Below are 14363 nucleotides of genomic sequence, written 5' to 3' on the forward strand. Positions count from 1 at the left end.
CGTTAACCAAGCCCGGTGGCGCGCAGCATAACGCCCAGATAGAACGGAATCAGCAGCGGAGCGAGTAGTGTGGTGACCAACACCGCGAGCGCTCCTTTTTGCGGCTGAATACCCAGCTCCATGGCGACGACCACTACATTGGATGCCATGGGTACAACACCTAGTAGCAGAATCGCCATGGCCAGCTCCGCGGGCACCGGCATGAACATCTGCAGCAGCACGACCGCGGTGAAGGTGGCGGCTGGCCAGATGATATAGCGCAGCCCAACGCAGGCCGCGATAAAGCGCGTATCCCATGCGGCGAGCGTCACCTGGCTAAGCGTCATGCCGATAATCATCATGCCCAGCAGCGTGTAGGTCGCGGGGAAAACATCCAGCGAACTTGCCAAGGCTGTGGGTAGCGTGACATTCAATGAGCTCAGCAGCAGTGCGAGCAAAAACGCGTAGATCAGCGGCAGGCGGCTAATCTTGATCAGGCTTTGGCGAATCGAGAAGTGGCCGCGGGCACTCAGATAAAACCCCACGGTAAATTCATACAGATTAATCCCCAGCATGCAGAACAGATAAAGCGTTACGCCTTCTGGGGGCAGCAGAATCAGCGCGACCGGTAAACCAAAATAGCCGGTATTACCAGTGCCCGATGAAAACGCCAGCAAAGCGCCTTCCTGAGGGCCAAATCGGTGCTGAGTCACGCGCCGTACCAGCAGCGCCAACAGGCTGACCAGAATAAACAGCGCCAATGTTAAGATTAAATAGTGAGGGGTCGGCCCGCCGTTCATCAGTGCGCGAAAGATGGTTAAGGGAGCAATCAGATAAACCAGCAGCGTAGCAATGGGGCGTGGGTCGATTTTTAAGCGCTGTGCCGCGATCCAGCCCAGGCCCACAAAGCTCAACAACATGAGTAGCGGTCCCATTAAAGCGCTTGGGGATAGCTCCATATGCCCTCCTGGCGGCATCAAACGGTGAGTAACATGAGCAGCCAAGAACATCCGCTAGGTATCAGCTTTGAATTTTTTCCGCCCAGCACCGATGCTGGGCGTGACAAGTTGATGCTGGTTCGCGATGAGCTGGCCGCCCGCAATCCGCGGTTTTTCTCAGTAACTTATGGCGCGGGAGGCTCCACTCAGGCGCGTACCCGGGACACCGTGCGTACGGTTAGCCAGAGCGGCGTGCAAACGGCCCCCCACCTTTCCTGCATTGGCAGCGAGAAAGCTCAGCTGCGTGATCTGCTGACGCAGTACCGCGAGGAAGGGGTCAAAAGTCTCGTCGCACTGCGTGGTGATATGCCATCGGGAATGGGCAGTATTGGCGAGTTACGTTATGCCAATGAGTTGGTGGAGTTTATTCGTGCGGAAACCGGTGATCATTTCGATATCGCCGTAGCGGCCTATCCTGAGTCTCATCCACAGGCAGCGAACCTAGATAGGGATGTGGAAAACTTCGCGCGTAAAATGAAGGCAGGCGCCAACATGGCGATTACCCAATACTTCTTTACGGCCGAGGCGTACTTCAATTTTGTCGATAAGGCGCGAGCGCTGGGCGTTAATCAGCCGATTATTCCTGGGATCATGCCAATCACTAACTATACCAAGCTTTCGCGCTTCTCCGATGCCTGTGGCGCAGAGATTCCTCGCTGGATGCGCAAGCAGTTGGAAGGATACGGTGATGATAGCGATGCAATTGCCAAGTTTGGTACTGATGCTGTGAGCAGGCTTTGCCAGCGGCTCTTGGACGGCGGCGCACCGGGGCTGCACTTCTATACGCTTAACCAGTCCGCTCCGGTATTGAAAGTGGTGGATAATCTGGTTGGCTAACAGCGTATTGAGCTTTCGATTTAAACGGTGCCAAACCAAACGCCCCGCTCAATTGAGCGGGGCGTTTTACGTTACGACGTTTTATTTTATAGTTTGCTACTAACTCGCTGGCGCTTGCATCTTGTCAGTGTGTTTGCCACCGCCAAACTGCTTGCGCTGTATCATCACAAGACCCGCACCGATCGCCAGACCGGCGATATCCGTGTAAATGCCGCCATAGATCATGCACAGCGCGCCAATCAGCATTATCACGCGTTTTAATACATTCACCGGGCCAAAGAACCAAGCCTGCACCATGCCTGATAGCAGAATAATACCCAGCATGGCGGTGATGCCGACACGCAAGATTTGCAGCGCGGAGCCTTCCATCAGCATGGCCGGGCTGTAGAAAAACATGAATGGCACGATAAAGGCCGCCAGGCCAATTTTGAACGAGGCTACCGAGGTACCCATTGGGTTGTCGCCGGAAATCCCTGCGGCTGCGTAAGATGCCAGCGCCACCGGCGGTGTAATCGCGGATACCACGGCGAAGTAGAAGACAAAGAAGTGGGCAATCAGCGGTTCAATGCCGATATTGATTAGCCCGGGCGCCACCACCGAGGCAGCCACCGCATAAGCGGCCGTGGTGGGCATACCCATCCCCAATAGAATACTGATCAGCATGGCAAACACCAGCGCCAACAGCTGGCTAACGCCCGCCAAACCCAACAGCAGCGAGGAGAAACGTGCGCCAACGCCGGTGAGCGAAATCACCCCTACGATCAAACCCGCACAGGCACATACGGCGATGATCTGGATAGCCATGGTGCCCGCCAGCTGAAGCGCCTTGAGAATCGCGGTCACACCCATCTTGTTAGGTGAAATCCAGCTAACGACCGCAGCTGAGGCAGTGGCGAGCGTCCCCGCCCGAATCACCGAGTACCCCATAAACAGAGCGACAATCAGGATAATGATGGGCGCAAACAGATAGGCCTGCTTGATGAGTTTGGAAAAGAGCGGAATTTCGTCCTTGCGCATGCCGCGCATGCCTTTACGGGCGGCTTCGAAATCCACCATAAAGTAGATAGACGCAAAGTAAAGGATGGCCGGAATCACTGCCGCAATGGCGATGTCGGTGTAAGGAATGCCGGTGACTTCCGCCATGATAAAAGCGCCCGCGCCCATAATCGGCGGCATGATTTGCCCACCGGTAGACGCCGCCGCTTCAATAGCGCCAGCACTGCGCGCGGGGTAGCCCACTTTTTTCATCAGCGGAATGGTCAGTGAACCGGTGGATACCACGTTACCGGCTGAGGTGCCGTTAATCATACCCATCAGGCCTGAAGCAAAAATAGATACCTTCGCTGGGCCGCCACGGGCGCGTCCAGCTGCTGCAAAGGCGAAGTTAACAAAGTAGTCACCTACCTTTGAGGCTTGCAGGAACGCTGCAAAAATAATGAACAAAATAATGTAGGTCGAGGAGACAGCGGTGGTCGGACCCAAAATGCCGGCGTCGGTATAAACCTGGCTGAAGAAGCGTTGCAGCGATAGACCCGGGTAGCCCAAAAAGCCTGGCAGGTATGGCCCAACAAACACATAGCCCAGGAACACCGCCGAAATTATTACCAGCGCCAAGCCGGCCACGCGACGGGTTAGCTCCAAAATAAGCAGCGAGCCGGCAATGGCTGCCCAGGAGATGCCGGGAGGCGCAAACGAGGTGCCGGTCGACATCCGCATGCTGGTATTGAAGGCCATTAATAAATAGCCCGCACTGGCCAGCGCACAGATCATGAGCACCAGATCTGCGGGGTTGAAGCGGTGGCGAGTCTGACGATAGAACCATGACAGCACGATGGCTGCGGCCGTTGTGGCCATTAACGGATAGCCGTAGTGCAGTGTCTCGACCGCGGCGTCGATGCGCATGGCGCCGCCGTTAATGGTTTGTTGCATCAGAAAGACTTGCGCAAGCGTATAAGCCGCAGGCACCAGTAGGGCGTAGCTCGCCCATTTAAACCATGCCGGTGAGGCGGTTTGGTGATCCTCTGCAAAGCGGGCGCCGGCAAATAGTCCATAGCCTAGGATTAAGGCACCAGCGATGTGAACGATACGAAACGACCATGTTTCCATGGGGTACACGTTCAGTGAAATCAGGTGAAAGCTTGAGTAGGCAATGGCCAGCGTAGCAAATAGCAAAAACTGCCAACCGGTAAAGACACGGCGGTTAGGCTCAACGACTTCTTCATCAACGCCCTCAGCAAGAATAGGATCGGGTGATGAAGCAAGTAGGGCATCATCCTTGAGGCCGTTGGGGTTTTGGGGGGTCGCGGGACTCATCAGAGTTCACCCTCACAGCAGGAGCAAAAAAAGGAGCAGTAGCCAAAACTGCCCCGCCTGAAGAGTCAGTTACGGGGCAGTCAGATGGTGCGTAAGGTTTAGTTGATCAGGTCTTCAGAAATTTCATAGCCGTTCTCTTCGTACCAACGTGCTGCACCCGGGTGGAAGGGCAGAACATTGTTATGCACGATGTTTTTCGGAATGCTGGTTTCAGCACTGCGGTGGATAGAGCGCATGCGATCGTTGTTTTCCATGGTGGCCTTGGTCACTTCATAAATGAAGTCTTCTGGCAGGTCACAGCCGGCAATCGCAAAGTTCCACATGGAAACCGCGCGTGCATCATCTTCAAGCGTTGAGTACGTGCTGGCCGGAATATTGAATTCGGCTACTGGGAAGGCTTCCAATACGGTGGCAAGCTCATCTTCGGTAAATTCGATGATGTTCACATCCGTCTGTACTTCTAACTGGCTAACGGCTGGGATCGGAATACCGGCGGCAAACGCCACTACGTCCAGCAGGCCATCCTGAAGCTGTCCGCCGAGGTCAGACCAACCACCGTTACGACGTTCGAAGTTGACGCCCAGGGTTTCAAGCATGGCGGGGAAGTAGGTGTCAGAGGTCGAGGCTGCGGGACCGAAACCGATGCGCGCGCCATCCGGAATGTCTGAAATGGACTCGATGCCGGAGCTTGAAAGGGCGGCAATCGAGAACGGCGTTTCATACATTGGGAACAGGGCACAGACGTTATCCATCATCAAGCCCGGGGCCAGCGGGCTTTCGCCTTTCACCGCGTCAGACGCAGGACCCATCGTGGTCAGACCGAAGGCCATATCGCCACTGTGTACCAACGCCAGGTTCTGGGTCGGGCCACCGGTGACTTCGCCACCGCCAGAAACGCCCAGTTCGTCAGCGATAAAGTTGGCCCAGCCCGAACCGTACACGAAAAACGTGCCGCCCTGGCTTGCGGTACCCACGGTAAAGTTTTCGGGCCAGTCAGCGCGGTCCGCGTGAGCGCTGGCGGCTACAAGCAGGGCTGCACCGCTAACCAGTAGAGCGAGAGTTTTCGGCATCATCGTGCGCATGGCATGTTTCCTAAGCTGTTATTGGGATTATGGACTGGCAAGCGTGTCTACATGCCAGTAGCAATCGTTATTGAGCTCTTATTTAATAGCGATTGTTGTGCCATTTAGAAATTAGATTAATAAAAGCATGTATTTATGAAATTTTTATTCAACTTTAGTGGAAATACAGTAATCGCGAAGTGTCTGGTAATTCGCACGCAAGCAGGTAGATAGTGTGCGGTTTTCCGCTCACTATTGAATGGAAAACAGACAAATAGGCAGGAGTTAGGCAAGAGGAAATAGTAAAACAGTGGCCAGGCGAGTTAGCAGCCAGGCAATTAAGTAGCTAAGAGAGCTTTTGGCTCTCTTAGCTAGGGCTTAGGTATGGGGGGTGCGGGGATCGAGGATTTTTACCGGTTGAACGTCCTGACTTTTCTGCTCCTCGCGCACCTGATTAACCCGGGTGGTTAATTCTGAGGAGCTTTCATCTTCGATAGGCAACTGCTCAAAAAAATCACAGTTCACGCACTCTCGGTAACGGATGCCGTTCTGTTCCCAGGCGCGAATACGGTCCATTGCGGCGCAGCGGGGGCACGTGACACCCGCAATAAAGCGCTTAACGGTAGACATGGCGTTCTCCAAACGCGCGGCGCCGTCTTATGCTTGGCGCCGCGCTTAGGTCAATAAGCTGAGGTCAGTAAAAAATTAGGCGGCGCGAATGCCGCTATGGCGCAGCAGCGGCTCTACGCTGGGCTCGCGACCACGAAACGCCACGAATAGCTCGGCCGCGTCGCGCGCCCCGCCCTGCTCTAAAATCTCACGGCGGAAGCGTTGGCCGGTATCAGCATCAAATATACCCGCCTCCTCAAAGGCGCTCCACGCATCGGCAGACAGCACCTCGGCCCACTTGTAGCTGTAGTAACCCGCGGCGTAGCCACCGGCGAAAATATGCGCAAAGCTATTTTGAAAGCGATTGAAGGACACCGCTGGCACCACTGAGACTTCACTGCGTACTTTGTCTAACAGTGCCTGAACGTCGCGGGCTTTGGGGGCACTTAATTCATGGTGCAGGCGCAGGTCAAAGACTGAGAACTCGATTTGCCGCACCATGCCCATGGCAGACTGGAAGTTTTTAGCCGCCTGCAGGCGCTCAACCAGCTCAGAAGGCAGGACTTCGCCGGTATCTACATGTTTGGCAAGCAGGTTAAGGCCTTCGCGCTCCCAGCAGTAGTTCTCCATAAACTGGCTGGGTAACTCGACGGCATCCCAGGCAACGCCGTTAATACCTGAAATATCGGCAATATGCTGTTTGGTCAGCATATGGTGCAGGCCATGGCCAAACTCGTGGAACAGCGTAGTGACTTCATCGTGAGTCAGCAGAGCAGGCTTGCCCCCAACCGGCGCGGTAAAGTTACAAGTTAAAAACGCCACCGGACGCTGGATGCCGTTATCGGTCTGGCGGCGTACCCGGCAGTCGGCCATCCAGGCGCCGCCGCGCTTGCCTTCGCGGGCGTACAGGTCCAGATAGAATCCGGCAATTGGCTGGCCGTTTTCGGTAATCCGGAAATAGCGCACGTCAGCGTGGTAGCGCGAGGCGTCGATATCTTCTTCTACGCGTACTCCATAGAGCCGCTCAACGACGTGAAAGAGACCATCAATCACGTGCGGTGCGGGGAAGTAGGGGCGCAATTGCTCTTGGGAAATCGCATGGCGCGTCTCGCGAAGCTTTTCACTCGCGTAGGCGATATCCCAGGGTTCCAGCGTGTCGATGCCGAGCTCGTCGCGGGCATAGGCGCTTAATTCGGCAAATTCTTCTTTCGCCTGCGGCACCGCACGGCGCGCAAGATCGCCCATAAAATCGAGCACCTGCTCGGGCGATTCAGCCATTTTGGTGGTCAGTGAAAAATCGGCATAGGTCTTAAACCCTAAGAGCTTCGCAAGCTCCTGGCGCAGCGCTAAAATCTCTTCCATGATCGGAGCATTATCAAATGTACCTTCACCCGGGCCCTGGTCGGATGCGCGAGTAACAAAGGCGGTATACACCTCGCGGCGCAGCTCGCGGCTGTCGGCATAGCTAACCACCGGGAAGAAGCTCGGGAAATCTAGGGTGATCCGATATCCAGCGACCCCTTTGGCTTCGGCGAGGGCTTTTAATGTATCCAGCGCGCTTGAGGGAACACCTGCCAGTTCCTCTTCGCTGTCGATGTCCTTATGCCATGCCTGGGTAGCATCCAGCACGTTATTGGAGTACTGGTTGGAAAGCGTAGAAAGGCGCGACTGGATTTCGCCGTAGCGGGCTTTTTTATCGGCGGGTAAATCCACCCCCGCAAGGCGGAAATCGCGTAGGGCGTTATCCACCGTGCGCTGCTGAGCTGAATCTAGCGTGGCCCAGGCATCGCCCTCTTTGAGTGCCTGCCAGCCATGAAAAAGCCCTTCATGCTGGCCGACCCAGGTGCCAAAGGCGGAAAGTTTTTCCAGGCAGGCTTGGTAGGCTTCGCGAAGCTCCGGTGTATTCATGGTGCCGTTTAGGTGGGAAACCGGTGACCATGCCTGGGAGAGCCGGTCGCTTACAGCCTCAAGGGGCACAGCGAAGCTTTCCCAGGTGGGCGGGGTTTTTGAGGCCTGTTGCGCCAAACGGTCAATCGTTGCGCGGTTCTCATCAAGCAATGTTTCCACCGCAGGCACCACATGCTCTGCACGTATTTCAGCGAAAGGGGGAAGCTCGTGCGTCTCAAGCAGGGGATTGCGGGACATAAGCACCTCGTGGGCAACAATTAGGGGGCGCAAAAAAAGCGCGATGATAGTCACAAAATGCGGGCAGTCGGCCACTCTTTCAATGGCAAGGTTTGGTCTCTTGGCGGGCGCCTGCTAGTCTTGCCGCCTTTTAGTGCCCACAATGGCAGGAGTCAACAATGAGCGAAACGCTGGAGCGCTGGGGGTCGAAGCGGGCCTTTATCTTGGCGGTAACGGGTGCAGCAGTGGGGCTGGGCAACATCTGGCGCTTTCCTTATGTCGCAGGTGAAAACGGCGGCGCGGCCTTTTTACTGATTTACGTAGGCTTTGTTCTGCTGTTGGGTATTCCTGTCATGATGGCTGAAATTCTCATCGGCCGAGCGGGGCGCCGTGGGCCAATACAGGCGCTTGGTGCACTGGCCATGGATGCCGGGGCATCTGCTAACTGGCGTTGGCTGGGAATTTTCGGCGCATTCACCGTTTTTTGTATCTTATCTTTCTATTCCGTGGTTTCCGGCTGGTCGATCGAGTTCCTGGTCGCCTCAGTGAACGGGCAGTTCAGCGGTGCAACGGCTGCAGAGATCGGGGCAGGTTTTGATGCATTTTTAGCCAGCCCCGGCTTGCTGATTTTTAATCATTCGCTGTTTTTATTTATGACCATGACGGTAGTCGCCGCTGGCGTCTCAAAAGGCCTCGAGCGGCTTAATAATCTGTTGATGCCGCTGCTCTATGGTTTGCTACTCCTGCTGGCAGGCTATGCCGCTACCACCGATGGCTTTTCTACGGCGTTGGCGTGGTTATTTCTACCCTCGTTTGAGGCGCTAACGCCTACCGTGGTACTGCATGCCATGGGCCACGCCTTCTTTACGCTGGCGGTGGGTGCCTGTGCACTGATGGCGTACGGGGCATATATGCCGGAAGACCAGAGCCTGCCTAAAGCGGCTGTGGCCGTGGCGGCGCTCGACATCAGCGTGGCACTACTGGCCGGTATTGCGATTTTCTCCGTGGTGTTTGCCCAGGGAATGGATCCGGCCGAAGGGCCAGGACTGATGTTTGTGACGCTGCCTATCGCCTTTGCAGAGCTGCCCGGTGGCGTAGTGTGGCTAAGCGTATTTTTCCTGCTACTGTTGCTGGCAACCTGGACATCGGCGATTAATCTGGCAGAGCCAATGGTTGTCACGCTGCAAGGCTTGGGGTGTCGGCGAAGCATCGCCACGGCTATCGTCGCGCTGAGCGTTTGGCTAATGGGGCTTTTATCGGCGTTCTCGTTCTCAACGCTTGCCGATTTTCGGCCGCTGTTTGGGCGTAATGCTTTTGAGCTGGTCAGCAGTATTCCGCCCGACGTGTTTTTACCGTTGGGAGGGTTGATGATTGCCATCTTTGCCGCCTGGGTAATGCCGCGGGCTACCGCTATGAAAGCACTGGGCGCCGGGGAAGGCGGCTATCTTTTATGGCGTAACGTGGTTCGTTGGGTGTCGATTCCGCTGACATTTATCGTATTGCTGGGCGGGCTGTTATAAACCGTGCCGTGCTAAGGCGCGCCGTATAACCGCTATAAGATAGCCGGTAGGTTCTTTGACGATCAGGAGAGTGCCATGCAAGACACAAACAGTGCGCTAAGAGATTTTAAAGACCAGTCACCACAGCTGGGCGAGCGTGTGTACATTGACCCGGCCAGCGTTGTGATTGGCGATGTTGTGTTGGGCGACGACTGCTCGGTATGGCCGATGACGGTGATCCGCGGTGATATGCACCGGATTCGTATTGGTGCGCGTACCAGCGTGCAGGATGGCAGCGTGCTGCACATTACCCACGCCAGCGACTTCAACCCGGCGGGCTTTCCGCTCACGATTGGTGAAGACGTGACGATTGGCCATAAGGCTATTTTGCACGGGTGTACGCTGGGCAGCCGAATTCTGGTGGGCATGGGGGCGATCGTCATGGATGGCGCGGTGGTCGATGACGAGGTGATTATTGCCGCAGGTGCGGTCGTTACACCTGGCAAGCATCTGGAAAGCGGCTATGTATATGCGGGCAACCCCGCCAAAGCGCTACGCCCTTTGAAAGATAAAGAACGTGCGTTCTTCCCGTACACCGCGGGCAACTATGTAAAACTGAAAGATCAGTTCCTGGCCGAAGCATGCTTATGATTAACGTTGGCTAAAGCGTTGGCCTACCGACCTTTTTTCTAAATAAGCCATGTTGCAATCTTAAAAAGTCTGGTAATTTATCCAGTTTTCTAGGGTGCCGCGACATGGCGAACTTTCGCACGCATATTACGGTAGCGACCGCGGGCGGCATGCTAATGGCGTACGCGGGCTGGCAATCACAGTGGTGGCCTTCTTCCCAGGCGATATTGATCGTGGCGCTGGTCGCGTTCGGCGGCATTTTGCCCGATATCGATGCGGATCGGTCTCGCTCTATCCGTTTGATTTTTAATATTCTTTCTGTGCCTTCGCTGGTGCTGGGCGTGATGCTGCTGGAGTCATGGCTAACGCCGGGTATGCTGCTTCTCGCCTGCGGCGGCATTTACTTCTCGGTGCGCTATCTGGCGGGGATACTGTTCTCAAAGCTGACGGTGCATCGGGGTATTTGGCATTCACTGCTGGCGGCGGGGCTATGCTCGCTGTTAACGGCGGCGCTGAGTTTTCATCTTTTGTTTCAGCCCCCATGGATGGCATGGTCGCATGGTGCGGCCGTTTTGCTAGGGTTTATCATTCATTTAGGGCTTGATGAGATCTATAGCGTCGATTTGGAAGGGGCCCGGCTGAAACGCTCGTTTGGCACCGCGCTCAAGCTGGGTGACAGCCGACGGCCGATGTCTAATCTTTTAATGCTGATTGCGACCTTGACCCTGCTGCCCTGGGCGCCCCCCTGGTCGGTATTAGTCGAGCTTATGCATCAGGGGTCGCTGCTGTGGCGATAGTCATCAGCGTTTAAACCATGTTTTTTGAGCTTGTCGTAAAAGGTTTTACGCGGGATACCCAGGTGGCGGCAGACGTCCGTTACACGGCCATGGTGGCGGGAAAGGGACTGGCTGATCAGGCTCTTTTCAAATAGCTCCACCTGGCGCGGCAGGGTGGGTTCCTGGGTATCAGCCGCGGCCCCTTCCAGCAACATGTCTAGGCGATAATCAAACGCCGCCCCCAACAGCACGTAGCGCTCTGCTAGGTTGCGCAATTCACGCACGTTGCCGGGCCAGTCGTGAGCCAGCAGGGCCGCGATGCCATGGCTGTCCAGACTGGGGGCTTCCAGGCCACTACGATTCGCAGCCACAACCGCAAAGTGTTGAAAGAGGAGAGGGATGTCTTCCCGACGTTCGCGCAACGCGGGTAAAGGCAAGGTGACGACGTTGAGTCGGTAATAGAGATCTTCGCGAAAGTGACCTTCTTCAGCGGCGGCCTTTAGGTCCACTTTGGTGGCCGCAATCACGCGCAAGTTGAGCGGGATGACTTCATTGGCGCCCAGTCGCTCGATACTGCGCTCCTGAAGCACACGCAGCAGTTTGACCTGCAGGGCCTGCGGCATTGATTCGATTTCATCCAAAAACACGGTGCCGCCGTTGGCATGTTCAAACTTACCAATGCGCCGCTCCACTGCGCCGGTAAAGGCGCCTTTTTCATGCCCGAACAGCTCAGACTCAATGGTGTGTTCCGGTACGGCACCGCAGTTGATCGCCATAAAGGGGTTATTGCGGCGCGCGCTGCGCTCATGGATCGCACGGGCGACCAAATCCTTCCCCGTTCCCGTTTCACCAAACAGCAGCACATCGGCTTCTACCTGACTGATGCGCTGGATCATGGCGGCCAGACGCGAGATTACTGCTGTACGACCGACCAAGCGAGGGCCAAGGGCGGCCTGCTGTACTTCCAGCTCGGCTTGAAGGCGATTATTTTCCAGGCTGAGCTGGCGCTTTTCTATGCCGCGGCGTACTACGTCGAGTAGCTGATCGCCGGCAAACGGTTTCTCGAGAAAGTCCCAGGCGCCGGCGCGCATGGCTTCAACAGCGGTGGAAATATCACCATGGCCGGTAATCAGAATAATCGGCAGGGTCGGGTCGCGGTGGTGCAGCTCATGAAGTAATTCCATGCCGCCCATACCGGGCATACGGATATCGCTGACAATCACCCCCGGGAAATCCTCCGGCAGTGCGGCCAGCGCCTGCTCAGCGGTTTCAAAGCAGTAGGGCGTGTAGCCGGCAAGTTCAAGCGTTTGACTGGCGGTGATACGCAGATGGGGCTCGTCGTCGATCACCATGACCGGCAGTGTCGACGGCTCATGCATGGTTATTGTTCTCTTTTATAGGGTGTAGGGCATGTGAGTGAGCGGGCGGTGAGTACGGTAGCGCGATGGTAAAGCATGCGCCACTTTGTTCACGCTTCACGACCTGAAGCTTGCCGCCAAGATCGTCCATGATACGCGAAGAGATGGAAAGTCCCAGTCCTAGCCCGCTTCCAGGTGCTTTAGTGGTGAAAAAGGGTTCAAAAATCTGCGCCATGTGCTGCTCACTAATGCCAGGGCCGTTATCCATCACGCTGATGGTTACCTGCTTTCCGGTAAGCGTGGCGCTCAGCGTGAGCGTCGGATTAGGGGTCTCTTTCATGGCATGGAGCGCATTGCCGATCAGATTCACCAGCACCTGCTCAAGGCGTACTAAATCGCCGATGACCCATAACGTGTCGTCAGGCCACTGTTGTTCGACGTGAATACGTTCCTCACGCAGGCGGCTTTGAAACAAACGCAGCGCGTATTCAATGCACGCCTGGACGGAAATGGTCTCCTGGCGCTCGCTACTCTTGCGCGAAAACTGGCGAAGCTGCGCGCTGATATCGGCCATGCGTTTGGTTAATTCAACAATTTGTTCCAGGTTGGTGTCGGCCTGATCAACCCGGGAAAGCGCCAGAAAGCGCCGGGCGTTTTCGCCATACGCACGAATCGCTGCCAGCGGCTGGTTAAGCTCATGATTGATCCCGGCGGCCAGTTGCCCAAGGACGGCAAGCTTGGCGGCTTGAATCAGCTCATCTTGAGTTTGGCGCAGGTTGGCTTCTGCGCGGCGGCGCTCTTCGATTTCATCCGAAAGGCGCTGGTTGCTGGCTACCAAGTCACGCGTGCGGCGCTCGACACTCTCCTCCAGCTCATCGCGAACGAGGGCAAGCGTTTGCCGCTCACGTTCAGCAAACGCTTCACGCTCACGGCGTAAGCGCAAACGCTGCCACCCAATCGCGCCACCCAGGGCAATGATTCCATAAAGCCCTCCCGCCATTAGTGCGGCGATCCATTGGGCGCTGATAACCGGCGTTAAGGGTTTTAAAATATGCATTTGCCAGCCGAACTCTGCCACTGGTCGGGTGAGGCTTAAATAACGGGCGCCAGTGAGTGGGCCATGCGCAAAGCTCACCAAAGCACTATCGGGTCCATAAGCCTTTTCGATATTAATACCCGACGGTGACAATGGCTCCATAGCGTAGCGGCGCGTTGCCAGCAGTGCATCGCGCCTATCATCACTAAGTGGGTAAAGCGCGTTCATGCGCAGTTCCGGGCGGCTGGCCATGAAGATGATATTGTCGCTATCGGTGACCAGGAGCTCGGCATCTTGCTCCGCCCAGCCCTCTTCGACCTCATCCAGCAAGACCTTAATCACCATGACGCCGTCGGGCTGGGCATCGGGAGAGGTATCATCAAGCCAGACAGGGGCTGAGAAGAAGTAGCCGCGCTCCAGTGACTGAGTGCCTAACCCGTAAAATCGCCCCTGCCGACCGGCAATGGCTTCCGAGTAATAGCTTCTAAACGCGTAGTTATGCCCAATAAAGGTATTCTGGCGATGCCAGTTGCTGGCGGCTATGGTCGTTGCCGTACGGTCGAGCAGGTAAACATCGGAAACCCCGGCGGTAAAACGAAAACGATCCAGCAGTAGATTGAGCGGCATTGGGTCCTGGCTTTCAGGCGAGGCTAAAAACCGCTGAACGCCTTCTCGAGTCGCCAACATTTGGGGCAGATAATCGTAACGCAGCAGGTAGCCGTTGAGGTTGGCGGCTGAAAGGCGCAGCTCATCTTCGGCGTCATCCTGAAGGCTAGAAATGGCTTGTTCACGTGCCAAGCGCGCGGCTTGCCACATGGTGAGGATCAATCCTAGCGCAATTGCCGCAAGCCATACCCCTTTCCAGCGCCAGTGTTTCATAGCGCTGGGCTGCTTTGAGCGTGCAAGACGCATTGGCGAAGCGGTGAGTAGTTCATGCGCTCAACATCCTTTAAGGGGGTAAAACTCATAGTAAGGTAGGTTATCGCTAACCCTCAAGTTGATGAACTGACCTGCCAGAGTGAGTAAGCGCTATAGTAGAGCGGAGTATAGGGCTCCCCAGGACCCGTAATTACTTTGCATCAGTAGCTGTCAGCCGATTTTTCAGACTTCTTCAAAAAAGGCCTTGCCAAGACGGCCCTGAGC

Annotated in this window: 11 protein-coding genes; 4 read left to right on the forward strand and 7 right to left on the reverse strand. The window is 55.8% G+C overall.

What is annotated here, in order from left to right:
• Positions 1 to 2: 2 nt before the first annotated feature.
• The gene (locus ACT3XD_RS16560; protein WP_192539265.1) at positions 3 to 938 is read right to left on the reverse strand and encodes an AEC family transporter; all 936 of its coding nucleotides are present in this window, start codon (positions 936 to 938) and stop codon (positions 3 to 5) included.
• A 33-nt stretch (positions 939 to 971) separates the two neighbouring features.
• Here ACT3XD_RS16560 and metF point away from each other — a divergent pair, with 33 nt between their 5' ends.
• Positions 972 to 1814 (forward strand): methylenetetrahydrofolate reductase [NAD(P)H], encoded by an 843-nt coding sequence (metF, locus tag ACT3XD_RS16565; RefSeq protein ID WP_192539266.1) that lies wholly within the window; start codon positions 972 to 974, stop codon positions 1812 to 1814.
• Positions 1815 to 1913: 99 nt separating this feature from the next.
• Here metF and ACT3XD_RS16570 read toward each other — a convergent pair whose 3' ends face one another.
• The 4 genes from ACT3XD_RS16570 to prlC form a co-directional block, all read right to left on the reverse strand.
• Positions 1914 to 4127: a TRAP transporter permease gene (locus ACT3XD_RS16570; protein WP_192539267.1), complete on the reverse strand. Its 2214-nt coding sequence runs from the start codon at positions 4125 to 4127 to the stop codon at positions 1914 to 1916.
• A 98-nt stretch (positions 4128 to 4225) separates the two neighbouring features.
• The gene (locus ACT3XD_RS16575) at positions 4226 to 5209 is read right to left on the reverse strand and encodes a TAXI family TRAP transporter solute-binding subunit (RefSeq protein ID WP_192539268.1); all 984 of its coding nucleotides are present in this window, start codon (positions 5207 to 5209) and stop codon (positions 4226 to 4228) included.
• 357 nt (positions 5210 to 5566) lie between these two features.
• Positions 5567 to 5818, reverse strand: coding sequence for a YheV family putative zinc ribbon protein (locus ACT3XD_RS16580; protein ID WP_192539269.1), 252 nt, complete (start codon positions 5816 to 5818; stop codon positions 5567 to 5569).
• Positions 5819 to 5893: 75 nt separating this feature from the next.
• Positions 5894 to 7942 carry an oligopeptidase A gene (prlC, locus tag ACT3XD_RS16585; RefSeq protein ID WP_192539270.1) on the reverse strand — a complete coding sequence of 683 codons (2049 nt, stop codon included), beginning with the start codon at positions 7940 to 7942 and terminating at the stop codon, positions 5894 to 5896.
• A gap of 158 nt (positions 7943 to 8100) precedes the next feature.
• Between prlC and ACT3XD_RS16590 the strand changes: the two genes are divergently transcribed.
• The 3 genes from ACT3XD_RS16590 to ACT3XD_RS16600 all read left to right on the forward strand — a co-directional run bounded on the left by ACT3XD_RS16590 (position 8101) and on the right by ACT3XD_RS16600 (position 10847).
• Positions 8101 to 9441: a sodium-dependent transporter gene (locus ACT3XD_RS16590; protein ID WP_192539271.1), complete on the forward strand. Its 1341-nt coding sequence runs from the start codon at positions 8101 to 8103 to the stop codon at positions 9439 to 9441.
• 75 nt (positions 9442 to 9516) lie between these two features.
• Positions 9517 to 10071 (forward strand): gamma carbonic anhydrase family protein, encoded by a 555-nt coding sequence (locus ACT3XD_RS16595; RefSeq protein ID WP_192539272.1) that lies wholly within the window; start codon positions 9517 to 9519, stop codon positions 10069 to 10071.
• Positions 10072 to 10175: 104 nt separating this feature from the next.
• A complete protein-coding gene (locus ACT3XD_RS16600) occupies positions 10176 to 10847 on the forward strand; it encodes a metal-dependent hydrolase (protein WP_192539273.1) in 672 nt (223 codons plus the stop codon).
• On the opposite strand, the gene ACT3XD_RS16605 is transcribed toward ACT3XD_RS16600, so the two are convergent.
• Together ACT3XD_RS16605 and ACT3XD_RS16610 are read right to left on the reverse strand one after the other, a co-directional pair.
• Positions 10823 to 12205 carry a sigma-54-dependent transcriptional regulator gene (locus ACT3XD_RS16605; protein WP_192539274.1) on the reverse strand — a complete coding sequence of 461 codons (1383 nt, stop codon included), beginning with the start codon at positions 12203 to 12205 and terminating at the stop codon, positions 10823 to 10825. The two genes, ACT3XD_RS16600 and ACT3XD_RS16605, sit on opposite strands and share 25 nt — an antisense overlap.
• Entirely contained in the window at positions 12198 to 14099 is a 1902-nt protein-coding gene (locus ACT3XD_RS16610) for a sensor histidine kinase (protein WP_225736272.1), read from the reverse strand. The genes ACT3XD_RS16605 and ACT3XD_RS16610 overlap by 8 nt, the downstream gene beginning before the upstream one ends.
• Between the last annotated feature and the right edge of the window lie 264 nt (positions 14100 to 14363).

Origin of the sequence: Halomonas sp. AOP7-B1-5, from assembly GCF_052353045.1 — a bacterium.
Classification (GTDB): Bacteria; Pseudomonadota; Gammaproteobacteria; order Pseudomonadales; family Halomonadaceae; genus Vreelandella; species Vreelandella colorata.

Coding starts and splice junctions, on each gene's coding strand:
- ACT3XD_RS16560 (WP_192539265.1), bottom strand. CDS start 938: ATGGAGCTATCCCCAAGCGCTTTAATGGGACCGCTACTCATGTTGTTG.
- metF (WP_192539266.1), top strand. CDS start 972: ATGAGCAGCCAAGAACATCCGCTAGGTATCAGCTTTGAATTTTTTCCG.
- ACT3XD_RS16570 (WP_192539267.1), bottom strand. CDS start 4,127: ATGAGTCCCGCGACCCCCCAAAACCCCAACGGCCTCAAGGATGATGCC.
- ACT3XD_RS16575 (WP_192539268.1), bottom strand. CDS start 5,209: ATGCGCACGATGATGCCGAAAACTCTCGCTCTACTGGTTAGCGGTGCA.
- ACT3XD_RS16580 (WP_192539269.1), bottom strand. CDS start 5,818: ATGTCTACCGTTAAGCGCTTTATTGCGGGTGTCACGTGCCCCCGCTGC.
- prlC (WP_192539270.1), bottom strand. CDS start 7,942: ATGTCCCGCAATCCCCTGCTTGAGACGCACGAGCTTCCCCCTTTCGCT.
- ACT3XD_RS16590 (WP_192539271.1), top strand. CDS start 8,101: ATGAGCGAAACGCTGGAGCGCTGGGGGTCGAAGCGGGCCTTTATCTTG.
- ACT3XD_RS16595 (WP_192539272.1), top strand. CDS start 9,517: ATGCAAGACACAAACAGTGCGCTAAGAGATTTTAAAGACCAGTCACCA.
- ACT3XD_RS16600 (WP_192539273.1), top strand. CDS start 10,176: ATGGCGAACTTTCGCACGCATATTACGGTAGCGACCGCGGGCGGCATG.
- ACT3XD_RS16605 (WP_192539274.1), bottom strand. CDS start 12,205: ATGCATGAGCCGTCGACACTGCCGGTCATGGTGATCGACGACGAGCCC.
- ACT3XD_RS16610 (WP_225736272.1), bottom strand. CDS start 14,099: ATGAAACACTGGCGCTGGAAAGGGGTATGGCTTGCGGCAATTGCGCTA.